Source organism: Micromonospora ureilytica, assembly GCF_015751765.1.
GTDB lineage: Bacteria > Actinomycetota > Actinomycetes > Mycobacteriales > Micromonosporaceae > Micromonospora > Micromonospora ureilytica.
Genome location: NZ_JADOTX010000001.1, coordinates 2,187,245 through 2,211,440, shown reverse-complemented (window position 1 = coordinate 2,211,440; position 24,196 = coordinate 2,187,245). Strand labels below are relative to the sequence as shown.

At 71.3% G+C, this 24,196-nt stretch carries 27 protein-coding genes; 17 read left to right on the top strand and 10 right to left on the bottom strand.

The annotated features are described in order from the left end of the window. Positions 1–117: 117 nt before the first annotated feature. Positions 118–318, bottom strand: coding sequence for a DUF5999 family protein (locus IW248_RS09790; RefSeq protein WP_007460326.1), 201 nt, complete (start codon positions 316–318; stop codon positions 118–120). 123 nt (positions 319–441) lie between these two features. Between IW248_RS09790 and IW248_RS09785 the strand changes: the two genes are divergently transcribed. Then, the gene (locus IW248_RS09785; RefSeq protein ID WP_372432084.1) at positions 442–1,662 is read left to right on the top strand and encodes a chorismate-binding protein; all 1,221 of its coding nucleotides are present in this window, start codon (positions 442–444) and stop codon (positions 1,660–1,662) included. A 32-nt stretch (positions 1,663–1,694) separates the two neighbouring features. Beyond that, positions 1,695–2,204, top strand: coding sequence for a peptide deformylase (gene def / locus IW248_RS09780; protein ID WP_196926692.1), 510 nt, complete (start codon positions 1,695–1,697; stop codon positions 2,202–2,204). Here the strand turns inward: def and IW248_RS09775 are convergent. Next, positions 2,201–2,971 carry a TSUP family transporter gene (locus IW248_RS09775; RefSeq protein ID WP_307787892.1) on the bottom strand — a complete coding sequence of 257 codons (771 nt, stop codon included), beginning with the start codon at positions 2,969–2,971 and terminating at the stop codon, positions 2,201–2,203. The two genes, def and IW248_RS09775, sit on opposite strands and share 4 nt — an antisense overlap. A 183-nt stretch (positions 2,972–3,154) precedes the next feature. On the opposite strand from IW248_RS09775, the gene IW248_RS09770 reads away from it, so the two are divergent. The 5 genes from IW248_RS09770 (at position 3,155) to IW248_RS33685 (ending at position 8,653) form a co-directional block, all read left to right on the top strand. Further along, positions 3,155–3,934, top strand: coding sequence for an endonuclease/exonuclease/phosphatase family protein (locus IW248_RS09770; protein WP_196926691.1), 780 nt, complete (start codon positions 3,155–3,157; stop codon positions 3,932–3,934). 107 nt (positions 3,935–4,041) lie between these two features. Then, positions 4,042–4,842 carry an alpha/beta hydrolase gene (locus tag IW248_RS09765; protein ID WP_196926690.1) on the top strand — a complete coding sequence of 267 codons (801 nt, stop codon included), beginning with the start codon at positions 4,042–4,044 and terminating at the stop codon, positions 4,840–4,842. Next, positions 4,839–5,639: an MBL fold metallo-hydrolase gene (locus tag IW248_RS09760; protein ID WP_307787891.1), complete on the top strand. Its 801-nt coding sequence runs from the start codon at positions 4,839–4,841 to the stop codon at positions 5,637–5,639. The genes IW248_RS09765 and IW248_RS09760 overlap by 4 nt, the downstream gene beginning before the upstream one ends. 114 nt (positions 5,640–5,753) lie before the next feature. Next, the gene (locus IW248_RS09755; protein WP_196926689.1) at positions 5,754–7,862 is read left to right on the top strand and encodes a M14 family zinc carboxypeptidase; all 2,109 of its coding nucleotides are present in this window, start codon (positions 5,754–5,756) and stop codon (positions 7,860–7,862) included. 41 nt (positions 7,863–7,903) lie between these two features. Then, entirely contained in the window at positions 7,904–8,653 is a 750-nt protein-coding gene (locus IW248_RS33685) for a fasciclin domain-containing protein (RefSeq protein ID WP_196926688.1), read from the top strand. Between the two features lie 5 nt (positions 8,654–8,658). Here the strand turns inward: IW248_RS33685 and IW248_RS09745 are convergent, their stop codons facing one another. Continuing rightward, positions 8,659–9,648: a tyrosine-type recombinase/integrase gene (locus IW248_RS09745; protein ID WP_196926687.1), complete on the bottom strand. Its 990-nt coding sequence runs from the start codon at positions 9,646–9,648 to the stop codon at positions 8,659–8,661. A 59-nt stretch (positions 9,649–9,707) separates the two neighbouring features. On the opposite strand from IW248_RS09745, the gene IW248_RS09740 reads away from it, so the two are divergent. The 3 genes from IW248_RS09740 (at position 9,708) to IW248_RS09730 (ending at position 11,603) form a co-directional block, all read left to right on the top strand. Continuing rightward, positions 9,708–10,109, top strand: coding sequence for an AAA family ATPase (locus IW248_RS09740; RefSeq protein WP_196926686.1), 402 nt, complete (start codon positions 9,708–9,710; stop codon positions 10,107–10,109). Beyond that, positions 10,106–10,864, top strand: coding sequence for a hypothetical protein (locus IW248_RS33000; RefSeq protein ID WP_231396255.1), 759 nt, complete (start codon positions 10,106–10,108; stop codon positions 10,862–10,864). The genes IW248_RS09740 and IW248_RS33000 overlap by 4 nt, the downstream gene beginning before the upstream one ends. Positions 10,865–11,120: 256 nt before the next feature. Then, complete coding sequence (locus IW248_RS09730) at positions 11,121–11,603, top strand: GNAT family N-acetyltransferase (protein ID WP_196926685.1); 483 nt, start codon at positions 11,121–11,123, stop codon at positions 11,601–11,603. A gap of 147 nt (positions 11,604–11,750) precedes the next feature. Here the strand turns inward: IW248_RS09730 and IW248_RS09725 are convergent, their stop codons facing one another. Further along, positions 11,751–12,533 carry an alpha/beta fold hydrolase gene (locus IW248_RS09725; protein WP_196926684.1) on the bottom strand — a complete coding sequence of 261 codons (783 nt, stop codon included), beginning with the start codon at positions 12,531–12,533 and terminating at the stop codon, positions 11,751–11,753. Positions 12,534–12,690: 157 nt separating this feature from the next. Here IW248_RS09725 and IW248_RS09720 point away from each other — a divergent pair, with 157 nt between their 5' ends. Beyond that, positions 12,691–13,155 (top strand): hypothetical protein, encoded by a 465-nt coding sequence (locus IW248_RS09720; protein ID WP_196926683.1) that lies wholly within the window; start codon positions 12,691–12,693, stop codon positions 13,153–13,155. A 58-nt stretch (positions 13,156–13,213) separates the two neighbouring features. Here the strand turns inward: IW248_RS09720 and IW248_RS09715 are convergent, their stop codons facing one another. After that, a complete protein-coding gene (locus IW248_RS09715) occupies positions 13,214–14,812 on the bottom strand; it encodes a beta-N-acetylhexosaminidase (protein ID WP_307787890.1) in 1,599 nt (532 codons plus the stop codon). 201 nt (positions 14,813–15,013) lie between these two features. Between IW248_RS09715 and zwf the strand changes: the two genes are divergently transcribed. From zwf to IW248_RS33495, 3 genes are all read left to right on the top strand, one after another. Next, on the top strand, positions 15,014–16,405 hold the full coding sequence (gene zwf / locus IW248_RS09710) for a glucose-6-phosphate dehydrogenase (RefSeq protein ID WP_231396253.1): 1,392 nt from the start codon (positions 15,014–15,016) through the stop codon (positions 16,403–16,405). Between the two features lie 141 nt (positions 16,406–16,546). Next, positions 16,547–17,995, top strand: coding sequence for an OFA family MFS transporter (locus tag IW248_RS09705; protein WP_231396252.1), 1,449 nt, complete (start codon positions 16,547–16,549; stop codon positions 17,993–17,995). Further along, positions 17,992–18,117: an MFS transporter small subunit gene (locus tag IW248_RS33495; protein WP_255750329.1), complete on the top strand. Its 126-nt coding sequence runs from the start codon at positions 17,992–17,994 to the stop codon at positions 18,115–18,117. The genes IW248_RS09705 and IW248_RS33495 overlap by 4 nt, the downstream gene beginning before the upstream one ends. A 63-nt stretch (positions 18,118–18,180) precedes the next feature. Here IW248_RS33495 and IW248_RS09700 read toward each other — a convergent pair whose 3' ends face one another. Next, on the bottom strand, positions 18,181–18,909 hold the full coding sequence (locus IW248_RS09700) for an SDR family oxidoreductase (RefSeq protein ID WP_196926681.1): 729 nt from the start codon (positions 18,907–18,909) through the stop codon (positions 18,181–18,183). A 159-nt stretch (positions 18,910–19,068) separates the two neighbouring features. Between IW248_RS09700 and IW248_RS09695 the strand changes: the two genes are divergently transcribed. Both IW248_RS09695 and IW248_RS09690 read left to right on the top strand, forming a co-directional pair. Then, complete coding sequence (locus tag IW248_RS09695) at positions 19,069–19,530, top strand: peroxiredoxin (RefSeq protein WP_307787889.1); 462 nt, start codon at positions 19,069–19,071, stop codon at positions 19,528–19,530. Positions 19,531–19,613: 83 nt separating this feature from the next. Next, complete coding sequence (locus tag IW248_RS09690) at positions 19,614–20,297, top strand: hypothetical protein (protein ID WP_196926680.1); 684 nt, start codon at positions 19,614–19,616, stop codon at positions 20,295–20,297. Between the two features lie 6 nt (positions 20,298–20,303). Here IW248_RS09690 and IW248_RS09685 read toward each other — a convergent pair whose 3' ends face one another. Continuing rightward, complete coding sequence (locus IW248_RS09685; protein ID WP_196926679.1) at positions 20,304–20,756, bottom strand: MarR family winged helix-turn-helix transcriptional regulator; 453 nt, start codon at positions 20,754–20,756, stop codon at positions 20,304–20,306. 96 nt (positions 20,757–20,852) lie between these two features. Between IW248_RS09685 and IW248_RS09680 the strand changes: the two genes are divergently transcribed. Continuing rightward, complete coding sequence (locus IW248_RS09680; RefSeq protein ID WP_196926678.1) at positions 20,853–21,299, top strand: winged helix DNA-binding protein; 447 nt, start codon at positions 20,853–20,855, stop codon at positions 21,297–21,299. A 58-nt stretch (positions 21,300–21,357) separates the two neighbouring features. Here the strand turns inward: IW248_RS09680 and IW248_RS09675 are convergent, their stop codons facing one another. From IW248_RS09675 to IW248_RS09665, 3 genes are all read right to left on the bottom strand, one after another. Next, on the bottom strand, positions 21,358–22,290 hold the full coding sequence (locus tag IW248_RS09675; protein ID WP_196926677.1) for a CU044_5270 family protein: 933 nt from the start codon (positions 22,288–22,290) through the stop codon (positions 21,358–21,360). Further along, on the bottom strand, positions 22,287–22,871 hold the full coding sequence (locus IW248_RS09670) for an RNA polymerase sigma factor (RefSeq protein WP_307787888.1): 585 nt from the start codon (positions 22,869–22,871) through the stop codon (positions 22,287–22,289). Before IW248_RS09670 ends, IW248_RS09675 begins: the two co-directional genes overlap by 4 nt. Before the next feature lie 76 nt (positions 22,872–22,947). Continuing rightward, entirely contained in the window at positions 22,948–24,129 is a 1,182-nt protein-coding gene (locus IW248_RS09665; RefSeq protein ID WP_196926676.1) for a GNAT family N-acetyltransferase, read from the bottom strand. Positions 24,130–24,196 lie beyond the last annotated feature (67 nt).

Here is a 24,196-nt window from a genome sequence, read left to right as displayed (position 1 = left end):
GCGCCGGGGCGGGCGGTACGGCCTGCCCCGGCAGCCGCTGCGACCTGGGCGGAGACGTCCCTTACCGGGGGACTAGCCTGGGTCGACGGCGGCTATTCGGTAACTCTGAGTGGTCGGTTAGGCCACGAGGGCGTGGCGGGCGGGGCCGCGGTGCGGTGCGATGCTGCTGCCGTCGGGAAGCAACTCGCCGGTGTCCTCGAAAACGATGACACCGTTGCAGAGCAGGCTCCAGCCCTGCTCACGGAAGCAGGCGAGGACCCGCGCGGCTTCCCGATCGGTGGCTTCAGCGGAGGGGCAGGTCGGTTGGTGCTGGCACATCGGGTTCTCCGGACTGTGGGGGCACTGTGTCATGGTTCACATGACCAGTGACGCACAGTACCAAGCGAAAGTGTCCAGCATCGAGCAGGTGCACGCCTGGTGCGCGGGAAATCCACTGAACGGATGAGGAAGGTTGGACCGTACGGCGTGGAAACGCTCCCACAGGTCTGTGTCGCGGACCGCAGCCAAGTCGCGTTGGTCGATGTACCGGCCGCGCCGGCCGCGTGCCGGGGCGCGCTCGTCGAACGCGCCCGACTGCACTGGTCCCGCGGCGACGGCGGCGACCCCGCGGCCCTCGCCGAGGAGTTCCTCGCCGCGCACGGCCTGCCCCTGCACGACCTGACCCGACCCGCCCCCGCCCAGCACGGCGCCGGGGTCTGCGGCGCGGCCCTGTACCTCTCCGCCGCCGCCGGGGCGCTGCTCGCCGGCGCCCCCACCGGGGCGCCCGAACCCGCGCCGAACCTGCCCGACCTCGCCGTCGTCGTCTACGGCCACGGCCCCACCCGGGCCACCCGGCCCGGCGCAGGGTCACCGTGGTGGCTCGGCGAGTGGACCGAGAGCTGGACCCCCCACCAGCACGCCGCCGCCGTCGACGCGGTCCGCGCCGCCATCGGCCGCGGCGACGTCTACCAGAGCAACATCGTCGGCCACGCCCGCGCCCCCTACACCGGCGACCCGTTGCCCGCCCTGAGCCGCCTCGGCGCGCTCCCCGGCGCCCGCTACGGCGGCGTCCTCACCGGCGACGGCTGGGCCATCGGCTGCGCGTCCCCGGAGACCCTCGTCGAGGTCAGCGACGGGCAGGTGATCACCCGACCGATCAAGGGCACCCGCCCGGCCACCGCCGCCGGCCGCGCCGAACTGCTCGCCAGCGCGAAGGAACGCGCCGAACACATCATGATCGTCGACCTGGAACGCAACGACCTCGCCCGCGTCGCCCGCACCGGCACCGTCACCGTCGACGACCTGTTCGCCGTGCGCCGCTGGTGCGACCTGTGGCAGGCCGAGTCGACAGTCCGCGCCACCGCCGCCGACGGCCTTGGCCTCGCCGACCTGCTGCGCGCCACCTGCCCCGGCGGCTCCGTCACCGGCGCCCCGAAACTCGCCGCCCTGACCCAGATCAGCGCCCTCGAACCCGTCGGGCGGGGCGCCAGCATGGGCGCGTTGGGTTGGGTCGCCCCGGGTCACGTCGACCTCGGCCTGACCATCCGCACCGCCGCCGCAGACGGCGAGCGGCTGCACACCTGGGCCGGCGGCGGCATCACCTGGGACAGCGACCCGAGCGCCGAGGTCGCCGAGGCCGCCGCGAAGACCACCCCGATCCGCGCCACCCTGGCCGGGCGCTGACCCCCGCACCGGACGGCGATACGCTGACCCGCATGACCATGCGGCCCATCCGGATCATCGGCGACCCTGTCCTGCGCACCGGATGCGAACCGGTCACCACCTTCGACGCCGAGCTGCGCGCCCTCGTCACCGACCTGATGGACACCCTGCTCGGCGCCCCCGGGCGCGCCGGCGTCGCCGCACCGCAGATCGGCGTCAGCGCCCAGGTGTTCGTCTACGACGCCGACGGGCACCGCGGCCACCTCATCAACCCCACCCTGGAGCTGTCCGACGAGCTCCAGGACGACGAGGAGGGCTGCCTGTCCATCCCCGGGCTGTACTTCCCGACCGTGCGGGCCCTGCACGCCACCGCGCGCGGTGTGGACCAGCACGGCGAACCGTTGACCATCGCCGGCAGCGGGTTCCTGGCCCGCGCCCTGCAACACGAGACCGACCACCTGGGCGGCCGGCTCTACGTCGACACCCTGCGCGGCGACACCCGCCGCCGGGCCCTGCGCGAGATCCGCGCCGGGCGCTTCGACTCACCCAGCCGCCGCAACTAGCCCACCCACTGGTCGTAGCCCAGCTTCGCGACCAACGCCACCACCACCACCAGCAACACCACCCGCACGAACCCGGAGCCGCGGCGCAACGCCATCCGCGCCCCCAGCACCGCGCCGGCGATGTTGCACACCGCCATGCCCGCGCCCAACAGCCACCACACGTGCCCGGTCACCCCGAACACCACGAGCGCGCCCAGATTCGTCCCCGCGTTCACGACCTTCGCCATCGCCGAGCCGTGCACGAAGTCCGCGCCCACGAGAGCGGTGAACGCCAACACCAGGAACGTGCCGGTGCCCGGACCGATCAACCCGTCGTACAGGGCGATCCCCACCCCGGCCACCGCGATCACCGCCGCCACCCGCACCGGAGTGCGCTTCGCCGGCGCCGCCACCACCCCCAGCCGGGGGCGCAGCAGCACGAACACCGCCACCGCCACCAACACCACCAACACCACCGGCCGGTACGCCGCCGCCGGCACCGCCCCGGCGAGCGCCGCGCCCACGCCCGCGCTGAACACCGCCAACCCCGCCGCCGGCCCCGCCACCCGCCAGTCGACAGTCGTCCTGCGGGCGTACGTCGTCGCCGCCGTGGCCGTACCGAAGATCGCGGCCAACTTGTTCGTGCCCAGCGCGGTGGCCACCGGCAACCCCGGGGCGGCCACCAGCAACGCCGGCAGCAGCAACAACCCGCCACCACCGACCACGGCATCCACCCACCCGGCCATCGCGGCGGCGGCCAGCAGGGTACTCAGCGATACGGCGTCCACGGGCGGCAATTCTGCCCACCCGACGCGCCCCGCCGGCGCCCAAGTGGCCAGCCTCACCCGGTCACCGACCTCGCGTACGCCGCAACCACACCCCCAACGCCCCGACCGCCACGAACACCAGCACTGAACACAGCAACACCTTGACCACCCGGCAACCATGCCATGGGCACGTAAGGTGCAGGAGTGCGCCTGGCCACCTTCAACCTGCTGCACGGACGGTCCCTCACCGACGGGCTCGTCGACTCCGACCGACTCGCCGCCGCCATCGGCGCCCTCGACGCCGACGTGCTCGCCCTGCAGGAGGTCGACCGCGACCAACGCCGCAGCGGCAACCTCGACCTCACCGCCATCGCCGCCCGCGCCCTCGACGCGCCCCACCACCGCTTCGCCGCCGCCGTCGTCGGCACCCCCGGCGAACGGTTCCGCCCGCTGCGCCACGACGACGACGGCCACGGTGAACCCTGCTACGGCATCGGGCTGATCAGCCGACACCCCGTACGCAGCTGGCAGGTGACCCGACTCAAACCGGCGCCCGTGCGCTCACCGGTCTACGTGCCCGGCCCCCGCGGCGGCCTCATCCTGCTGCACGACGAACCCCGCGTGATCCTCGCCGCCGTCCTGGACACCCCCCACGGCCCCCTCACCGTCGCCGCGACCCACCTGTCCTTCGTGCCCGGCTGGAACGCCCGCCAACTGCGCCAGACCGTGCGCGCCCTGCGCGCGCTACCGGGCCCCCGCGTCCTGCTCGGCGACCTCAACCTGCCCGCCGGCGCGGCCCGGCTCATCTCCGGCTGGCACCCCCTGGGCCGACGCCCCACCTACCCCTCCGGGCAGCCCCGCGTCCAACTCGACCACATCCTCGCCGACCGGCACGCCCTCGCCGATCTCCCACCGGTACGCGCCGTCACCGCGCCACCGTCCACCATCTCCGACCACCGGCCCCTGCTGGTCGACCTCGGCTGAGCGTCATCGTCCAACCGGCCGCATCACGGCTCACGAATGTCTAGGGTGGACCCACCGAACACCACCGCCGTTGCGCCATCGCCACCCCGACGATCACGGAGCTGACCATGAGCGACACGCCGGACACGATCGTCCTCATCCACGGTTTCTGGGTCACCCCCCGCAGCTGGGAACACTGGGTCACCCACTACCAGGACAAGGGCTTCCGAGTGCTCACCCCCACCTACCCCGGGCTGGAGGGCGAGGTCGAGGCGGTCAACGCGGACCCCAGCCCCCTGGAGACGCTGACCGCGCCGCAGGTCATCGCGCACCTCACCGATGTGGTCGCCGCGCTACCCAAGCCGCCGATCATCATGGGCCACTCCGCCGGCGGGGCGTTCACCCAGGTGCTGCTCGACCGCGGCTACGGCGCCTCGGCGGTCGTACTCAACTCGGCACCCACCGAAGGCGTCAAGGTGACTCCCTTCTCGCAGTTGCGCTCCACCTTCCCGGTGCTGCGCAACCCCGCCAACCGGCACCGCGCCGTCGGGTTCACCTTCGAACAGTGGAACTACGCGTTCACCAACACCTTCGACGAGCAGACCGCCCGCGCCCTGTACGAGCGCTACGCCATCCCCGCCGCCGGCGGCATCCTCTGGGACAGCGTCCTGGCCAACCTGCTGCCCGGCCCCCAGGACATCGCCGTCAACTACCACAACGACCAGCGCGCGCCGCTGCTGTTCATCTCCGGCTCGGAAGACCACATCATGCCGCCCAGCGTGCAACGCGCCAACGCCGTGCACTACAAGGGCGACACCATCACCGAGGTCGAGCTCTTCGACGGGTACGCGCACCTGCTGCCCGCCCAGCAGGGCTGGCAGCGCATCGCCGACGTCGCCCTCGACTGGGCCCTGCGGCACGCCCGGTGAGCACCGCACACCAGCTGCGGATCACCCACATCGGCGGCCCCACCACGCTGATCGAAATCGGCGGGTGGCGGCTGCTCACCGACCCCACCTTCGACCCACCCGGGCGGCGCTACACCTTCGGCTGGGGCACCTCGTCGCGCAAGGTCACCGGCCCGGCGATCCCCGCCGCCGACCTCGGGCCGATCCACGCGGTCCTGCTCAGCCACGACCACCACGGCGACAACCTCGACGACACCGGCCGTGCGCTCCTGAGCTTGGCGGGCACGGTCCTCACCACCGTGCCCGCCGCACGCCGGCTCGGCCCTGAGACCCGCGGCCTGCGCGCCGGGCAGAGCACCCGGCTCACGCACCCCGGACGACCGACGATCGAGGTGACCGCCACGCCATGCCGGCACGGCCCGCCGCTGAGCGGCCCGATCGTCGGCGCCGTCATCGGCTTCGCCCTGCGCTGGGCCGGGCAACAACACGGCGCGCTGTGGATCCTTGGCGACACCGTGCTGACCCGCCGGGTACGCCAGGTCGCCACCCGCATCCGGGTCGGCACGGTACTGCTGCACCTGGGCGGAGTGCGATTTCCCATCACCGGGCCGCTGCGCTACTCGATGACGGCCCGGCGAGCCGCGCAACTGTGTGCCGCCCTGCGGCCCCACACCGCGATCCCGGTGCACTACGAGGGTTGGCAACACTTCCAGGAACCCCGTGAGGTCATCGAGCGGGCGTTCACCGCCGCGCCGTCTCCCGCGCGCGACAGCATCCGCTGGCTCCCACCGGGCGAACCCACCACCATCGACGCCTGACAAGGGCGGGGGAGCGGACCACCGAGTCGCAAGATTCCCTCAAGATCATTGCATCGACGAACTCCGACGATCATGCTGATCGATACGCGCCACGATCAACTCGTCGGAGGCCACATGAGACGCAAGCGACCCACCCTCATCGCCGTGTCAACCCTCATCGCCGTCACCCTCACCACCGCAGCCACCCCCGCCAACGCCCAACGCGCCGCGCCACCCGACCAGGTCACCGCCCTCACCGCCCACCAGGCCGACGGATACACCACCCTCGCCTGGCAACCCGTCAACGGCGCCACCGACTACCAGATCGAGCGAACCCCCGTCGACGCCGACAACACCCCCACCGGCGCACCCACCATCGTCGGCATCTGGCGACCCAACCGCCAGATCAACCAACAGGCACCCACCTTCGCCGACGCCGGCTACAACCCCGGCGACACCTTCCAATGGCGCGTACGCGCCCGCACCGGCACCACCGAACAGCCCTACTCCGAGCCGGTCACCGCCACCACCACCGCACCCTGGGGCAACCCCGACACCCCCGGCCAGAACCTGCGCACCCAATGGGAAACCACCCACGCCGCGCAATACACCAGCGACACCGACGAGTACGCCTACACCGCCACCATCGACACCCTCAGCGACCGCGTACGCGTCGTCGAACTCGGCCGCACCGTCCAGAACCGACCCATCAACATGCTGGTCATCGGACACCCCACCCCGGCAACCACCCCGGAAGCCGTCGCCGCCACCGCGCCCGTCGCCATCAACTGCAACGTGCACGGCAACGAACCCGGCGACCGCGAAGCCTGCCTCATCATGGCCCGCCAACTCGCCTTCAGCACCGACCCCCGCATCACGGACCTGCTCAGCCGCACCACAGTCCTGATCGTCCCCACCATCAACGGAGACGGCCGCGCCAACAACACCCGCGGCAACTCCACCGGCCAGGACCTCAACCGCGACTACTCGCTCATCCGCCAGCCCGAGACCACCGCGTACATCAAGATGGTCCGCGACTACCGACCCGTCGCCGGCTACGACGGCCACGAATTCGGCAACTCCCGCGCCGGCGACCTGCCGATGCTGCCACCCCGACACCAGAACGTCGCCCAACCCATCTTCGACCAGTCCCAGGACATGATCGAAGGCCACATGTACGCCAAGGGCGCCGAAGCCGGCTGGTGGGCCTGCCCCTACGGCTGCGAAGGCGGCGGCAACGTCGGCCTCAGCGAGGAAACCATCCTGCGCAACACCCTCGGCCTCAAGAACGTCACCAACTCCCTGCTGGAACTACGCAGCTCCGGCGGCCAGACCCGCCCCGACGAGGGCAACACCGCCAACAACCGGCGCCGCAAGACCTACTCCGCCCTGTGGACGTTCCACCAGTTCCTCGACTACCACCGCACCGACCGCGCCGACATCCTGAAAGCCCGCGCCGAGGCCATCGAATCCCAGGCCGCCAACACCGGCCGGCTGGTCTTCCGCGGATCCCGCCCCATCCCCGCCCACCCGGCACCACACCCCGGCGACAGCCCACCACCACTCGACGCGCCACCCGCCGACCTGATCCTCGACAACGCGCCCTGCGCCTACAAACTCACCGACGCGCAGTACAACGGCGCCCGCACCGACGGACCAGGCGGTGCGGGCACCACAGTGGCGCAGCGCATCGCCGCACACGGCTGGAAGGTCATCAAGACCGGCGACGGCTACTACGTACCCCTCAACCAGCCCGAACGCGGCCTGATCCCGCTGCTGCTCGACACCAAGGGCGTGGAGAAGCTGACCGACGGCGAACGCGTCTACCCGACCCTCACCGGCCGGCGCAACGGACCGCTGGTCGTATCCGGCTTCACCTGCGCCGACGACGCCACCATCAACGGCCCGGTCACCGTCCAGACGGGCGCCGCACTCGTCGCGACCGGAACGACCATCAGTGGACCAGTCAGCGCCACCCGTGCCGCCGGCGTCCTCCTCGCCGACACCACAGTCAACGGGCCGCTACAGATCACCAACACCACCGACGCGATCTCCATCATCGACGTCACGATCGCCGGCCCGGTCAACCTGTCCGGCAACACCACCGGCACCGACGCACCCCTGCTGGCCGGCAACACCATCCGCGGCCCGCTCACCTGCACCGCGAACAGCACCGCCCCGACCAACCTCGGCGTCGCCAACACCGTCCACGGCCCCCGCACCACCCAGTGCGCGGCACTCTGACCGACAACTGCGGCACCGTGACCGACAACTAGCGAGCCGCCGTGCCGGCGGCGCGGGCCCGACGCCCCGCCGCCGGCACCGCACCACCCACCAACCCCGTGGAGGCCACCGTGTCGCACCCCGCCACCACACCGCGACACCCCCGCCGATCCGGCGGACCGCACGGCGTCCGACGGACGCTCGGCCTGCTCCTACCGACCCTGCTGCTCGCCGCCTGCACGGGCAGCCCCGCAGCTCCCCACGCGGATGCCGCGCCGACCACCACCGCACCCCAGGTCACCGGGCCACTCTGCGCCGCCCTGCCCACCGGCACCGAACCCGGCAACCCGAGCTTCCTCGCCGGTCAACCCGTCGACCAGGCGCTGCGCTGGATCCCCACCCTCACCACCTTCGAGGCGGCCCTGCGCACCAGCGGCGTCCTCACCGACCTGCCCGCCGACGCCGGCGTCACCGTCCTGGCGCCCTCCGACGACGCCTTCGCCGCCACGTTCTCCGAGGACAACTGGGACGACCTCATGACCCACCACACCGACCAACTGCGCACCCTGCTGAAAGCCCACCTCATCACCGGAACCCACCCGATCGCCGACCTCACCACCGCCGGCACCGCCACCACCCTCGACGGCGTCACCGTCACCGTCACCCGCACCGGACCCACCGCCCGCCTCGCCGACCGCGCCGACACCGTCTGCGCCGACTACCAGGCCACCAACGCCCGCATCCACATCATCAACGCCGTCCTCGGCCCGCTGCCCGTCACCGCCGACGGCACCGGACACCGCGCACACTGACCCACTCACCCCGGCGGCACCAGACCCGCCAGCGCCCGGTTGGTCCGGTTGGCGCGGACCGCGTCGCGCTGCTGCCCGGCCGTCACCTCGATGTACGTCTGCGACGACGCCAACGACGCGTGCCCCAACAACCGCATGATCTCCGCCGCGCTCGCACCGTCCTCCGCCAACCGGGTCGCGAAGGTGTGCCGCAGCGCGTGCAGCCGCGCCCCCCGCGGCACCCGGTCACCGATGCCCGCCCGCCGATAACACGACTCGACGAGATACTGCAGGCCACCACGACGCAACGGCTCGCCACGCCGGTCCACCAGAAACGCCGAGTCGGGGCGTACCGACCGTGAACCGAAGCGCCGCACCCGACTGTCCAGGTAGTCCAGCAGCACCCGGTCCAGGTCCGCCTCGATCGGCACCACCCGAGGCCGCCCGCCCTTGCCCGCCACCTCGACCCGCCGCTCCCCGGGCCGACCGCCGAGCGAGTCGACGCGCAACGCCAACAACTCCGACAGGCGTAGCCCGGCGCAGAGCGCCACCGCCAACACCGCGACGTCCCGCTCCGGCCACGGGTCGCGTTGCCGACCGTCGTCGCGCGCGGCGGACGCGAGCAGCACCTCGGGGGTGTCCGCGCCGCGTAGCGGCTTCGGCTGGGGGAGTAGCGCCCGAGGTCGCCCGACCGCCGGCATCGGGTTACCCGCCACGAACCCGTCCGCGACCAGGAACGTGAAGAAGCTGTTCCAGGTGGACCAGGCCCGATGCACCGACGCCGGCGAGCGGGGAGCGGCGAACCGGGCGAAGGCCGCCCGCATCACCCGGGGGGAGAGGTCGGTGATCGACAACGAGTCCAGGGGGAGGGGAGGGGTTTCCGCGACCAGAGCCGCGACCGCGTGCAGATCCCTGCGGTACGCGGCCAGGGTGTGGGGGGAGGGCTTGCGGGTGGCCCGCGCCGTCAGGAACTCCTCGATCAGCACCGCGAGCGATTCGTCCTGTTTGTCATGCATAAGGGATATTATGCAGCATTTTCAGGTTCTCGGGAAGAGGGCCGAGGGAGGGGGAGGAGATGCCAAAACCCCAGCGGTACGTCCTCACGGGAGCGCCCGGCGCCGGCAAGACAACCATGATCGAGGCACTGCGCCACAGGGGACACGTCTACGACCGGTCGCCGCTGTGCACCCTGGCACTGGCCCGCCACCTGGGCAGGCCGATCGGCCCGACGTTGACCGCCGAGCTGGACCGGATCGTGCGCGAGCGCACCTACCAACGCCTGGTGTTCCTGATCAGCCCGCTGGGCTTCATCCGACACACCGCAGCGCGCCAGATCAGCTACGCCGACGCGCTGGCGTTCGCGCGCGTGCACCAGGAGGTGTACGAGGAGCACGGGTACCAGCTGGTCGACGTGCCTGCCGGACCGGTGCGAAAACGGGTGGCCCTGATCGAGAAACACGTATGGTGCGCGACATGACGTCGCCCGTCGCCACCTGCCCCGAGTGTGGTCTACCCGGCACACCCACGGTGTACCGGGATCCGGACGATCCCCTGAACTGGATCTGTCCCGAGGGGCACCGGTGGCCGGCGGCCGACCGACCCGGGTGGTCTCCATGGGCATCGCCCACCGCCGTCGCCGCACCCCACGCCGGTGACACCACAACCCGGACCGGCCGCGTCCAGGTCGGCAAGGACGGGCGGCAGTGGCGGATCGGCACGGCCAGCGACGTCGCCTGGCTCGCCGGCCGCACTACGCAGGGTTTGTCGGTCACCACCGCGATCCCGCCGGTGTTCGACGCATACGGCACGTTCCACCCGCCCACCGGCGTCGGTCTCGACGCCCACGAGCGCGCGGTGATCGATGAGCTGGCCGCGTGCACGCCGGATCAGCCCTGGTGGCTGGGCTTTCTCGACACCGGCGCCCACGACGTCGTCTTTCCACAAGCTCCGAAAGTGTCCCTCTACTGGGGCTGGTCCTACCTGTTGGTGGAGGCCGGGCCGGAACAGGCCCTCACCTGGCGGACCGGTCACCTGCGCGGCGACGGGGCGTTGCCCGACCTGTTCTTTCCCGCGGATCGCTCCTGGCTCGTCTCGGCCCTCTGGGACGACACCTGGACCGACATCGGTGCCAGCGTCGCTGTGCTCACGGCACTGCGGCACAACCCGCTGGTCAACGCACGCCTCGTCGGGCCGGACGAGGACGCGTGTCCGCCCGGCCTGACGCGCGACTGACCCCTGTCGAGCAACCGTGAGGGGACCGTCAGAACGCGCTACTTTACATAATGTGCATTATCGAATCGCCGTTACCAGTCCGTCGTGCTGTGCCGCGAATGCGGTTGCAGCTCCGCGTAGGATTCGGATCATGAGTTGCTTCGCCGCTTGGCGTACCCGCCACTGAGGGTCGGCTCGCCGCCGTTCCGGCCGCTGGCTGGCCATCTGATGCCTGGTTTGTCGGCCTTCAGAACCTCAGCTTGAGAGGCACACTCACATGCGTATCCGCTCGTTTCTTCAGCATGACCTGGATCGGCTCACCGAACTGACCATCGAGACGTTCGGACCGTTCTACGAAGAATCGTTCCGCCCGCTCGTGGGCGAGATCGTTTTTGCCAACCAGCACGGAAAGTGGCGTGACGACTACGTCGAGCAGGTTGCCGTGCTCCACGACCCCGCCGAGCACCGGTACGTTGCGGTCGCTGAGATCGACGGTGCCATCGCCGGTTACGTGGCCTGGGCCGTAGAACCCGAGCGCCGAAGCGCCAGCGTCACGATCCTCGCCGTGTCCGCGGAGCACCGCCGGCTCGGCGCGGGAACCGTGCTGTGCGAGCATGCGTTCGCCGCGATGCGGGACCTCGGCGCCGAGGTCGTCACGATCGGCACGGGTGGGGACGGATTCCATGTGCCCGCCCGAGCCCTGTACGAAGCACTGGGTTGCACGCCGCTGCCGGTCGCCGTCTACTACCGGGAACTCTGATTTGACCTGATCCGGGGCGGGGCACAGGACCGCGTCCCGCCCCGGATCACAGCAGGGCCGCGCCTGAGCCAACCGTTCGTGGTGATCGTGAAGCTGTCCAGGCGACGGTGGCGTTCGCCAAGCGGTCCACTCCCCCAGCTCGTGCCGTCAGATGTGCGTACGGCGCAGCCAGTCCTGGGTGAGCGCGCGCAGCAGGGTGGGTTGTTCGTACGGCAGGTAGTGCCCGGCGGCGTCGATCACGGTGTAGGTGCCGCGCGGGTAGTGGCGCATGGCGCGGAACTGGTCGGCGTACCCGACGATGTGGTCCTGTCGGCCGGTGATGACGCTGACCGGGCCGTCGAAGGTGGCGTCGGCGTCCTCGTCGGGTAGCGCGTAGCCGGGGCCGCTCTGCAGCTCCTGTTGGAATGTCGCGTCGCCGGGGCCGCCGGAGTTCAGTGCCGCGAGCACCGTCGCGACGACGGCTGGGGTGCGGTGTCCCAGGGCGGCGTCGAGGTGTGCGTGCAGGGCGGTGGGGGCGGCGTCGAGCCAGCCGGTGGGCGCGTCGAGCGGTGGTTGGTCGGGCAGGTTCCGGCTGTGACGGGCGATGGTGACGCCGGGGCAGACGAGGAGCAGCCCGCGGACGAGGTCGGGTCGTTGGCGGGCGATGCCGGCGGCCAGGTACGCGCCGTAGGAGCCACCGGCGAGCAGGGCTGGCGTGTCGAGGTGGTGGTCGAGCCAGGCGCAGACGGTGTCCAGCACCGCCTGGGAGGTGGGTGGGCAGTGTGCGGGGGTGTCTCCGTGGCCGGGCAGGTCCAGGTGGATCTCTCGTAGGCCCGAGCCTGCCAGGGCGGGGCTGAAGGCGGAGGCCGTGGCGGTGCGGCTCATGCTGAACATGGGTAGGCACACCACCGCTGGTCCGGTGTCCGGTGATTGGTCGTACGCCAGGTTCATGGAGGGGTCCTCGCTGGAGTTGGCTGTGTGCTCCAACGTCTCATGTCCGGCGGGTGAAAGGCGTGTGCGTCATCGACGTTGGCTGTCTACAGTGGTGCGCTCTGGCCACTGCGCGTTCATCGTGAACGGTGGGGCCGCATCACCACGGGGGAACACCTTGACGAGTAAGCCTGTCCGTATTGTCGTTGGCCTGGTCGCGACCGTTGGGCTCGTTGTCGGCTGCCAGCCTGCCGAGAAGGAGAGCGCGGGGACCGGCGCGCCGACGGCGACATCGGCGCCCAGCCCGACCGTCGACGTGGCGGCGAACAGCAAGGAGGTCTGCGACGCCAGCCTCGTTTTTGTCAAGAAGCATTACGTCGCGATGGCCGACGACGCGATCGCCGCGATCGACAAGCCGGTCAGCGCCAAGGAGGCGGGCGTGAAGGTCCGGGGCCACTACACCGCGCTGTTGCAGGATCTCCGGACGGCGGCGCCGACCGCTGTCGATCCGCAGGTGCGTACCGCGTTGGAGACCTTGGCCGCGGGGGTCGAGAAGCACCTGGCCAGTCCGAAGGCCACCGAGGTCGAGGCGCCGGATCTCGACCCGCCGCTGAAGGCGTTGGACACCGTCTGCGGTCGCTGATCGTCGCGTGGGCACCGGCCGGGTCGGCCGGTGCCCACACTGTGTGGCGGGGTGCGGCTCAGGTCCAGGGCACCTGCGGGGACGGGTAGAAGTCGACCTGTTGCAGGTGCCAGCGGGGTGCCTGCTCCCCCAGTCGGGTCCGGAACGATTCCCAGTCGTGGCTGGCGGAGGTGGACCAGCCGAGTTCGGCGATGGCGGGTAGGCGGGGGAAGGCCATGTATTCGATGTCGTCGAGGGTGCGCAGCGTCTCGGACCAGAGTGGGGCCTCGACGCCGAGGATGGCGTTCTCGCCGACGCCGGTGACTCGGGTGGCGGGGTCCCAGCCGTACGCGTCGGACACCTCGATCAGGCCGGCCCAGCGCAGGCCGAGGCGGGTGTTGGCGTCGTACTTCATGTCCAGGTAGGCCTTGTTCGCCGGGGACATGATGACTTTGTTGCCGCGGGCGGCGGCCGCGGCGAGGCTGGCGTTGGTGGTGCCGGTGCCCCAGAACTGGGCGACGACGTCGGTGGACGTGTCGGCCTGGGTGATCTCGTTCCATCCGGAGGCGCGCTTGCCGTACTTCGCGACCAGGGGCAGGACGCGGTTCATGAAGGTGCGGTAGTCCTCGTCGGTGGTCGCGTGGGCTTCGTCGCCGCCGATGTGCAGGAACGGTCCGGGGGTGATGGCGGCGAGTTCGCGGATGACGTCCTCGACGAATCGGTAGGTGAGTTCGTCGTTGATGCAGAGGGAGCTGTAGCCGACGGTGATGTCGGTGCGCGGGGGCGGTGCGACGCCGTCGCAGTTGAGTTCGGGGTAGGTCGACTGGGCGGCGTTGGTGTGTCCGGGCATGTCGATCTCGGGGATGATGGTGATGTGTCGCGCGGCGGCGTAGGCGACGACGGTCTTGTAGTCGGCTTTGGTGAGGTATCCGGGGCCGACGCCGTCGACTCCGGTGCCGGGTCCGCCGCCGACGGTGGTGAGGCGGGGCCAGGAGTCGATCTGGATGCGCCAGCCCTGGTCGTCGGTGAGGTGCAGGTGCAGGTAGTTGATTTTGTACTGGCTGAGCAGGTCCACGTAGGCGGTGATGTCGTCGACCGTGTGGAAGTGTCGTGCGAGGTCGAGCATCGCGCCGCGGTAGGCGAAGCGTGGGTAGTCGATGATTCGTCCGCCGGGGACGGTCCAGGTGTTCCGCTGCCGGTTGGGTGCCTCGATCTCGGCGGGCAGCAGTTGGCGCAGTGTCTGGGTGCCGGCGAACAGCCCGTCAGGGGTGTTGGCTCGGATGGTGACGCCGCGGCGGGTGACGTCGAGTTGGTAGCCCTGCTGGCCGATGCGGTCGTCGGCGCCCCCGATGAGCAGGGCGATCTCGGGTAGCGGGGTGGAGCGTACGGGCAGGACGGGCAGGGGGTGGCCGGTGGCGGGGCGCAGTGTCGTGGCGAGTTGGTGGCCGATGCGCCAGGCGGCGGCCGAGCCGGGGGTGGTGCGGATGACTGTCAGTGGGGTGAGCCGGAACGCGGTGTGCGGGTCGGGTCGGGTTTCGACAGGTGCGGGGATGACGTCGCTGAGGTGTCGGGCTGGTGCGGTGGGTGCCTCGGCGGCGGCGGGCGTTGCGGGCAGGGTGAGTGGTAGCGCGAGTGCGGCTATGGCCAGCAGCCGTGTGGTGGTGTTTCGGCGACGCACGGTACCTCCAGGCCTCGTCATGATCGACGTTGGTCGATTAGAGTCGCAGGCTACCGGTGCCCCGCCTGTACTGTAAACCTTCCTTAACATAAGGGCTCGTCGAGACAGTGTTGTCGCCGACCTCACGTACGCCCCACGCTGGGGAATTCCTGGAGTGGGTCGTGCCGTTGTCCGTTCGGAAGATCAGGTTCGGATGATCGAATGGGAAGTGCCATGCACATGCGCTCGGACGCGGTAGTGCTGTTCGGCGTCACGGGGGACCTTGTCTCGAAAAAGCTGTTCCCGGCCCTGTACGAGTTGACCCGGCGCGACCGGCTCGACGTCCCGGTGATCGGCGTGGCCCGCTCCCCCTGGGATGATCAGCAGTTGGTCACCATGGCCCGCAAGTCGGTCACCGAGGTCACCGACGAGATCGACGACGAGACCTTCGATCGGCTGGCGGACAACCTTTCGATGATCTCCGGAAACTACGCGGACCCGACGACGTACCAGCGGCTGGCTGAGCGGCTGCGCGACGCCGAGCGTCCCGTCTTCTACCTGGCGATCCCTCCGGCGGTGTTCGGCTCCGTCGTCGAGGGCCTGGCGGCCGTGGGTCTGGCCGACCGGGGTCGGGCGATCGTGGAGAAGCCGTTCGGGCGTGACCTGGAGTCCTCCCGCGAGTTGGAACGCACGTTGGCCTCGGCCTTCGCGTCGGAGCGCGTGTTCCGCATCGACCACTACCTCGGCAAGGAAGCCGTCGAGAGTCTCTACGCCTTCCGGTTCGCCAACCGGCTGTTCGAGCCGCTGTGGAACAACGAGCACATCGACAACATCCAGGTGACCCTCGCCGAGGGTTTCGGTACGCAGGGCCGGGCCGGCTTCTACGACACGGTGGGCGCGACCCGCGATGTGCTGCAGAACCACATCCTGCAGGTCGTCGCGCTCATCGCGATGGAGGCGCCGGCCAGCGAGGACACCGCGGCGTTCCGGGAGGCGGAGGCCGCGGTGCTGCGGCAGGTCGCGCCGCTGTCGCCGGAGTCCACGGTCCGTGGGCAGTACGCCGGCTACCGCGACGAGCCGGGCGTGGCGGCGGACTCGAACACGGAGACGTTCGTGTCGACCCGGTTGACTGTCGACTCCCCCCGCTGGGCGGGTGTGCCCTTCTATCTGCGCACCGGCAAGTCCCTGCCGGGGACGGCGACGGAGGTCGTGGTCGAGTTCAAGCAGCCGCAGCGCCCGCTGATCCCGGCCGAGCGGGGCACGGTGGGGCTCGCGAACCTGCTGCGTTTCCGCCTCGGGCGTGGTGACGGCATCACGATGTCGATCCAGGCGAAGAGCCCGGGCGCCGAGGTGGCGAGCCGTCCGGTGGACCTGTCCGTCGACTTCGGCGCGGCTTTCGGGCGCCGACAGGAAGCGTACGAGCGGCTGCTCGACGACGCGATGGACGGGCAGCACCTGCGCTTCGCGCGTGCCGAGACGATCGAGCAGGAGTGGCGCATCGTCGAGCCGATCCTGGATCTGTCGACGGCGGTGCAGTCGTACGAGAAGGGCAGTTGGGGTCCGGCGGACGCCGACGCGTTGGCCGGCGGCTGGCACACCCCGGACCTGCGCTAGCGGCGCGCGGTGCGCGCGGACGCTGACTGACCGCTCAGCTCAGCGGAACGACCGTCCGGCGACGGTGAGGTTTGCCGCATACGAGTGGTGTGGGCACGTTGGGTGCGACGTTTCTCGTCCTCGTCGGAGAGGAAGCAGCGCATGCTTTCCGCACTCGATCGTCGGCACACCGTCGCGCCGCCCGGCTACAGCCGTTGGCTCATCCCCCCGGCGGCGTTGGCCATCCACCTCTGCATCGGTCAGGTCTACGCCACAAGCGTCTACAAGAACTCCCTGATCGCCCACTTCGACACCGGTCAGACGGCGATCGGGGTGATCTTCAGCATCGCGATCGTGATGCTCGGGTTGTCCGCCGCGGTCGCCGGGACCTGGGTGGAGGCGAACGGGCCGCGTAAGGCCATGTTCGTCTCGGCCTGTTTCTGGGCGACGGGTTTCCTGGTGGGCTCGCTGGGCATCGCCACGAAGCAGCTGTGGCTGCTGTATCTGGGCTACGGGCTGCTCGGCGGCATCGGGCTGGGCATCGGCTACATCTCCCCCGTCTCCACCCTGATCAAGTGGTTCCCGGACCGGCCGGGGCTGGCCACCGGGTTGGCGATCATGGGGTTCGGTGGTGGGGCGATGGTTGCCTCTCCCCTGTCGCGGCAACTGTTGTCGTTCTACGACTCCGGGTACGACCCGTCCAACGCGGGGTCGACGGCGTCGGGCAGCGCCCTGGTGTGGCTGTTCGTGACGCTCGGCCTGGGCTACTTCGTGATCATGATGTTCGGGGTGGCGAACGTGCGGGTGCCGGCGCCGGACTGGCGGCCGGCCGGCTTCGACCCGGCCAGCGTGGCGGCGAAGCCGCTGGTCACCACGGCGAACGTGTCGGCGGCGAACGCGGTGAAGACCCGCTCGTTCTGGCTGCTGTGGGTGGTGCTGTTCTGCAACGTGACCGCCGGCATCGGCATCCTGGAGCAGGCCAGCCCGATGATCCAGGACTTCTTCCGCGACAACGGCACCTCGGCGGTGACCGTCGCGGCGGCCGGCGGGTTCGTGGGTCTGCTGTCGCTGTTCAACATGGCCGGCCGGTTCGTGTGGTCGTCCACCTCGGACGTCATCGGCCGCAAACCGATCTACCTGGTGTACCTGGGTGTCGGCATGGTGCTGTACGCGCTGCTGGCGCTGGTCGGGCAGACCTCGACGGCCCTGTTCGTGCTGTTGGCCTGCGTGATCCTGTCGTTCTACGGTGGTGGGTTCGCGACCGTGCCGGCGTACCTGCGGGACCTGTTCGGCACCTTCCAGGTCGGTGCGATCCACGGTCGGCTGCTGACCGCCTGGTCGGCGGCGGGAATCGCGGGTCCGCTGATCGTCAACGGGTTCCTCGACGCGCAGGGCGAGCCGGGCTCGCTGACGGCCGCGGCGTACCGTCCGGCGCTGTTCACGATGGTGGGGGTGCTGGCCGTGGGCTTCGTGGCGAACCTGCTGGTGCGGCCGGTGCCGCAGCGCTACCACGAACCGTCGGCGGAGCAGAACACGCAACGGGACGCCGATGGGAACGCGGATCGGGACGTGGACGAGGACACGACGGCGCAGAGGAGTGGTACGCGATGAGTGCGGACAGCCGACCCGGGCAGCAGGCCCGGTTGTGGATCTCCTGGTTGGTGGTGGCGGCGCTGCTCGGCTACGGGGTCGCGCAGACCGTCGTGACCGCGGCGAAGCTCTTCACCCACTGAACCGGATCCGGCGGTCTCCGACCGCGCGAACGCCCGGCGGTCTCCGACCGCGTGGAGGCGTGGTCAGAGACCGCCGGAGACGCGCAGCACGGTCCCGGTCGCGTACGAGGCGTCCGGGCCGAGCAGCCAGGCGATGGCGGCGGCGATCTCGTCGGGCTCACCGGCGCGGCCCAGCGGGATGCGCCCGGCGGCGGAGTCGGCGCGGTCGGGCACCCCGGAGTCGGCGTGGATGTCGGTGCGCACGATGCCGGGGGCGACGGCGTTGACCCGGATGCCCTTCGGGGCGAGTTCCTTGGCCAGGCCGACGGTGAGGGTGTCGGTGGCGGCCTTCACGGCGGCGTAGTGCACGTACTCCCCCGGGCTGCCGAGGGTCGCGGCCGCCGAGGAGACGTTGACGATCGCCCCGCCGTCGGTGAGCCGCCGGGCGGCCTGCTGGGCGCAGAGGACGTAGCCGACGAGGTTGACGTCGACGACCCGGCGCAGGTCGTCGACGCGCAGCTCGGTGAAGGGCCCGATGGGGCTGGTGACGCCGGCGTTGTTGACCAGGCCGGTGAGCGGGCCGAGCTGGGTGGCCGCGTCGAACAGGGCGCGCACCTGCTCGGGGTCGGTGGTGTCGGCGCGTACCGCGATGGCCTGTGCGCCGGCGGCCCGCAGGTCGGCCAGGACGGCGGTGGCGGCGGCCTCGTCGCGGCGGTAGCACAGGGCGACGTGGTGACCGGCGGCGGCGAGCCGGCGGGCGGTGGCCGCGCCGATGCCCCGGCCGCCGCCGGTGATGACGGTGACGGGTGCCACGGTGCCTCCCGGGGGTCTGACGGCTGCGCGATGGTCGTGCCGACGCTACCGTGACCGGCGCCGGTGGGGCGTGTGCAGGTCACCGATGCGGATCTGGTTGCGCTCTGGGAGTGATCGCTTACGCTCACCGCGCGGTCGATCAGACGATGGAGGTGCGCGGTGGCGGGTGTGGGTGTCGGCGACGTGGTGCAGGATTTCGAGCTGCCGGATGAGACGGGCACGCCACGGCGGCTGTCGGAGTTCCTGGCGGGCGGGCCGGTGGTGCTGTTCTTCTACCCGGGGGCGATGACCCGGGGGTGCACGGCGGAGAGCTGCCACTTCCGCGACCTCGCGGCGGAGTTCACGGCGCTGGGCGCGTCGCGGGTGGGCATCAGCCGCGACACGGTGGCGAAGCAGGCCGAGTTCTCGAAGCTGCACGGCTTCGACTATCCGCTGCTGTCGGACGTCGACGGTGCGGTGGCGCAGCAGTTCGGGGTCAAGCGGCGGGTGCCGTTGGGGCCGTTGAGCATGAAGCGGATGACGTTCGTGATCGGCGCCGACCGGCGGATCATCGAGGTGATCCACAGCGAGGTCAGCATGAATGACCACGCGGATCGGGCGCTGCGGGCGTTGGGCGGCTGAGCGGGCGACAGCCCCGTGCGGCGGGTGTCGCAGTCGGCTGGTATCAAGACAGCAATCAAACAGGTGTACGGAAGAGGGTTGTGATGGATGCCGGCCAGGGTTTGTCCACTAGCGAGGTGCAGAGCATCCGGGAGGCGTTGGCGGCCGGGCGCAAACCGCGGGTGGTGTTCACCGCGGCGGCGGGGCAGATCGCCGGTCAGGTCGGTCAGGTGATCGAGCTGACCGACCCCGAGGTGTCCGACGAGTTCGTGGTGGTGCGCTTCGGTCGCGACGAGTTGCCGTTCTCCCCCGCCGATCTGGCCGTGGCGCCCAAGGGCGTTACTCGTCGGGTGGTGGAGCCGAAGCCGGAGCCGGAGCCCGAGCCGCCCGCGGTGGCCGCGCCGGAGTTCGTGTTGGACACGCCGCGGGTGCCCGCGCAGCGACAGGAGGAGCCGAAGGTGGAGCAGTCGGAGAAGCCGCCGGCGCGGCGGGCGGTCAAGGCCGTCAAGCCGAAGGGGCCCGCGGGCCTCACCGTGACCCTGGCGTACGCCGACGGTGAGTGGACCGTGGCGGCGCAGCAGGGCAGCAAGGCCCTCGCGAAGCCGTACGTGGTGAAGCCGGCGGAGGCGTTGAAGATGGTGGCCCTGGTCGACGTGCCGGGGGTGCAGGAGGCGGTGGAGCAGATCCTCGGCACCGAGCGGGCCGAGGCGGAGCAGCAGGCCGAGAAGCTGCGCGCCGAGTTGGCCGAGATCGAGGCCCGGCTGGCGGAGCTGCGCGAGGCCCGCTGAGGCGGGTCAGTGTCGGCTGTGGTGCTGTAGCAGTCGGGTGAGCAGTCGCGTCAGCTGCTTGCGCTCGGTGGCGGACAGCGGGGCGAGCAGGTCGGCTTGGACGCGTTCGACGGTCGCGCCCATCCGGCGGGCTTCGTCGGCGCCGGCGTCGGTGACGCTGATGACGTTGCGGCGGCGATCGGCCGGGTCGGGGGCGCGTACCACGAGCCCTCGGCCGGCCAGGTCGTTGATGGCGGCCACCACGTCGCTGCGGTCGATGCCGCAGCGCCGGCCGAGGTCGGCCTGGCTGGCCGGGCCGTCCTCGGCCAGGGTGGCGAGCAGCCGGTAGTGGTAGCCGCGCAGGTCGTGCGCGGCGAAGCCCTCGCTGAGCAGGCGGGCGGCGTGGCTGGCGGTCTGGTTGAGCAGCCAACTCGGGGTGGTGCTGAGCCCGGCGGGTGACTGCGGGGCCGCGTGATCCATGGGCGCAGCCTACCAGGAATCGTTGGCGCGACCCACGATCGGATGTTACGTTGGTGCGACCAACGTTGGCTCGGCCAACGTATTGAAGGAGGCGTCATGTCCACCGTCCCCACCCTCAACGGCCAGGTCATCGGCCACGCCCACTACGCCACCCGGGCCCTGCTCGAACGGGCCGTCGCTCCCCTCGGCGTCGAGTTCAACCAGTTGCTCGCCCTCAACGTCCTCGCCAACGGCCCGGTCGAACGCGCACAACTGACGCAGCGGATCACCAGCACGCTCAAGGTCGACGAGCAGGAGGTGCAGCGGGTGCTCGCCACCCTCGTCGACGCGAACCTCGCCCAGGCCGACCACCACGCCGACGCGCCACGGCTGCGGCTCACCGACACCGGCCACGCCGTGCAGGCCCGCATCGCCGACGCCGTCGCGGGCATCAGCGCCCGCCTCTACGCGGACATCCCGACCGACGAGGCGAGCGCCGCCGCCCGGGCCCTCACCGTGGTCACCCAGCGCGCCAACGCCGAACTGGCAGCGACCCCGACCTGACCGCGACGACGTCGCCAGGCGGCCGGTACCCAGAGGTCCGGGCCGGCCGCCGGTGCGCCTACCGTTGCGGGCGCCGCCCGAGCTGCGCCACCACGGCCCGTTGCAGCACCGCGGTCGTGCCCAACACCGTCCCAGCCGGCCCGTCGACGGTGTCCGCCACCAGATAACTGCGCTCACCGAGGTAGTCGAACGTCCGCTCATCGAAGATCCACTCGTCGCGGCGGCTCCGCTCAGTGTGCGCGACGGCTATCCCCTGCCGCCCGGCCGCATCGGTGACCCCGCGCACCACCTCGACCCCGGGGATCTTCGCCGCGGCTCGGTAAAGCGCGGCACTCGTGCGCGGCGGCACCAACGACTCGCGCAGGATGTCCCCGATCGCGGTGAACGCCGCCCCGTCGCGGCTGTTGCCCCGGCCCCGCTCCTCGCGCTCCCGGTACAGCGTCGCCAGCAGAGCGTCCGGGTCGTCAGGCAGATCGATGAGCGCGGCATTCGGCGTCACGTCCGTGAGCGTCTCGTGCTCCGGAATCGCGCCGACGATCGGCACGTGTAAGAACGGCTGTCGCAGCAGGCCGTCACCCCGCTCGTCCCGCGGGATCCAGATTTCCCGCTCGTGCACCGGTCGCAGCCGCGCCGGGCCGTCACCGAGTTCGGCGAAGGCGCCCCGGCTGCGGATGTAGACGTAGGCGCCCTCGCCGGACGGCGGCCCTGGCCTGTCGGCGGTGACCACGGCCATCCGGTTCAGCAGCAGCGTCGCGCCGACCCGGTCCCCCTGCTCGACCGGGACGACCATCGGCGCGCTGCGCGGCGCCCACGGCTGGGCGATCACCCCGGCCGCGACCGCGACAACCAACGCCCCCGCCACCGGCACGAGCACCCTTACCCGCCAGCGTCGCCTCGACGGCCGCCGGACCTCGGTCAGCAGATGATGGCGCAGTGCCTGTCGGCGCAGCGCCGGCAGGGCCGGCACGGGTGGGGCGGAGGGCTCGCTCATCGGTATTCTCCCTGCTCGATGGGGATCATCCGGGTGCCGGCCAGTTCCTGCTGCGCCAGCGCTCGCAGCCGGGCGCGGGCCCGCGACAGCCGGGAGCGCACGGTCCCGACGGGTACGCCCAGCGCTTCGGCCGCCGCCGTGTAATCCAGCTGCGACCACACGCAGAGCAGGAACACCTCCCGGTCGGCGGGACGCAGCACCCGCAGCCCCGCCATGGCGGCGGCCACCTGATCGGCGTCGTGCATCCGGTCGACCACCTCGTCGGCAATGTCCGGGACGGCGTCGCGTACCGGCAACCGCCGTAACGCCTCCCGGTGCCGGCGCGCCGTCCGTCGGCGATTACGCAGCACATTGGTCGCGATGCCGAGCAGCCACGGGCGCAGGCTGTCCCCGCCCGGACGGAGGGATTCGCGGATCCGCCACGCCTCGAGGAAGGTCAGCGACACCACGTCCTCGGCGTGCCCCGGCTCGCTTCCGCTCCACAGCGCATGTCGATGAACCGCGTCGGCGTGCTCGTCGAAGAGCTCACCCAACGCTTCGGAGTCTCCGGCCCGGATCCGGGTCCGCATCTCGGCTGTCACACCAGTATCTGTCCGCTGCCGCCGACGAGTTCCCACTTTGCGGCGCGCGGATCGATCGGCGCCCGGGAAGCGCCGGTCAGAAGTAGTCGAGCAGCTGCGCCGGACCTCCGACGCCCAGCAGGTCGAGGGCGGTCGGGTCGCCGGCGCCGTGCAGCAGGCCGGCATGCGCGACCGACCGGGCCCGTGCCGCCCCGGCGTACAGCAGCGCGAAACCACGGACGTCCAGCCGGAGATCCGCCTCGCCGTCGACGCGGGTCAGCTCGGCGGCGCCGTCGGCGACTGCCAACCGCCAGGTGCCGGTGTTCCACTCGGCGAGCGGGTCGGTGAGGCCGAAGTCGACGACGCCCCGGGTGTGGGCGGGCCAGCCCCGTGCGCTGACCGCCAGGGCGACGTCGACCGGCCGGTGCATCCACAGGTCCCGCTCGTGCTCGCGGGCCGACTCCAGTGGCAACTGGATGCTGACGGCGTCCCCGTCGAGCGGGCACAGTCGTAGGGTCGGCGCGACGCTGGCCCAACTGCCCAGCACACCGACGAGTTCCCGGGCGGCTTCGGCCGTGACGGCCAGGGCCTCGTCGACGGTGAGCACGGAGTCCGCCCCGTAGCCCCGACCCCGCTGCCAGGTGGCGTAGCCGACCAGCTCGCCGTCGGCCTCGACCAGGGTGAGCCCGTCGCCCGGCAGGCCGCGGTCGGCGGCGTCGAAAAGCCCGCCCCGGCGGGTCAGCATGCCGTTGCGGTGCCGGGCGACCTTCTCGTACAGGGCGTCGACGGCCGCCAGATCGGCGGTCGTACCGGCCCGGACGGTGAGGTGCGACGCGGGTCGGTGTCGAGGCAACGCGGCGGTGGCCAAATCGACGGTTCGCAGCACCCCGGCGGACTCCCACCCGCAGGCCCGGTAGGGGGCGGCGACGGTCGGGTACAGCGCGCTGATCGCCGCCCCACGCTCGTGGGCGCCGCGCAGCAGCCCGGCGAGCAGGGCGCGAGCCACGCCACGACCCCGAGCCTCGGGGGCGACCGCCACCCCGGCCACGTCGGCGGCGGGCACCGCCCGCCCGGACCACCACTGGTCGTGGTGCAGGTCGACGGCCTTGCCGATGAGCCGTCCGGTGTCGTCGAACGCGCCGTAACGGGTCAGGCCGGGCACCGGGGCGGACGCGGGCGCCGGGCGCTGCGGGTCGGAGCCGAACGCGAACCGACCCAGTTCCCAGGCGGCGTCGAGGTCGTCCGCGGTGAGTTCGCGTACGTGCACAGTGGCGGGCATCGGCAAACCGTAGCCGCACGACCCCGCACCGACCGCCCATTTACCGCCAGCACCCCTCCCCGCCGAC

What these genes read in the sequence shown, in the direction of transcription:
- IW248_RS09665 (WP_196926676.1), bottom strand. Translation starts at nt 24,129, where the DNA reads ATGCCCGCCACTGTGCACGTACGCGAACTCACCGCGGACGACCTCGAC.
- IW248_RS09725 (WP_196926684.1), bottom strand. Translation starts at nt 12,533, where the DNA reads ATGAACCTGGCGTACGACCAATCACCGGACACCGGACCAGCGGTGGTG.
- IW248_RS09745 (WP_196926687.1), bottom strand. Translation starts at nt 9,648, where the DNA reads ATGCATGACAAACAGGACGAATCGCTCGCGGTGCTGATCGAGGAGTTC.
- IW248_RS09685 (WP_196926679.1), bottom strand. Translation starts at nt 20,756, where the DNA reads ATGGATCACGCGGCCCCGCAGTCACCCGCCGGGCTCAGCACCACCCCG.
- IW248_RS09790 (WP_007460326.1), bottom strand. Translation starts at nt 318, where the DNA reads ATGTGCCAGCACCAACCGACCTGCCCCTCCGCTGAAGCCACCGATCGG.
- IW248_RS09740 (WP_196926686.1), top strand. Translation starts at nt 9,708, where the DNA reads ATGCCAAAACCCCAGCGGTACGTCCTCACGGGAGCGCCCGGCGCCGGC.
- IW248_RS09705 (WP_231396252.1), top strand. Translation starts at nt 16,547, where the DNA reads ATGCTTTCCGCACTCGATCGTCGGCACACCGTCGCGCCGCCCGGCTAC.
- IW248_RS09765 (WP_196926690.1), top strand. Translation starts at nt 4,042, where the DNA reads ATGAGCGACACGCCGGACACGATCGTCCTCATCCACGGTTTCTGGGTC.
- IW248_RS09675 (WP_196926677.1), bottom strand. Translation starts at nt 22,290, where the DNA reads ATGAGCGAGCCCTCCGCCCCACCCGTGCCGGCCCTGCCGGCGCTGCGC.
- IW248_RS33495 (WP_255750329.1), top strand. Translation starts at nt 17,992, where the DNA reads ATGAGTGCGGACAGCCGACCCGGGCAGCAGGCCCGGTTGTGGATCTCC.
- IW248_RS09755 (WP_196926689.1), top strand. Translation starts at nt 5,754, where the DNA reads ATGAGACGCAAGCGACCCACCCTCATCGCCGTGTCAACCCTCATCGCC.
- IW248_RS09785 (WP_372432084.1), top strand. Translation starts at nt 442, where the DNA reads ATGAGGAAGGTTGGACCGTACGGCGTGGAAACGCTCCCACAGGTCTGT.
- IW248_RS09730 (WP_196926685.1), top strand. Translation starts at nt 11,121, where the DNA reads ATGCGTATCCGCTCGTTTCTTCAGCATGACCTGGATCGGCTCACCGAA.
- zwf (WP_231396253.1), top strand. Translation starts at nt 15,014, where the DNA reads ATGGGAAGTGCCATGCACATGCGCTCGGACGCGGTAGTGCTGTTCGGC.
- def (WP_196926692.1), top strand. Translation starts at nt 1,695, where the DNA reads ATGACCATGCGGCCCATCCGGATCATCGGCGACCCTGTCCTGCGCACC.
- IW248_RS09690 (WP_196926680.1), top strand. Translation starts at nt 19,614, where the DNA reads ATGGATGCCGGCCAGGGTTTGTCCACTAGCGAGGTGCAGAGCATCCGG.
- IW248_RS33000 (WP_231396255.1), top strand. Translation starts at nt 10,106, where the DNA reads ATGACGTCGCCCGTCGCCACCTGCCCCGAGTGTGGTCTACCCGGCACA.
- IW248_RS09680 (WP_196926678.1), top strand. Translation starts at nt 20,853, where the DNA reads ATGTCCACCGTCCCCACCCTCAACGGCCAGGTCATCGGCCACGCCCAC.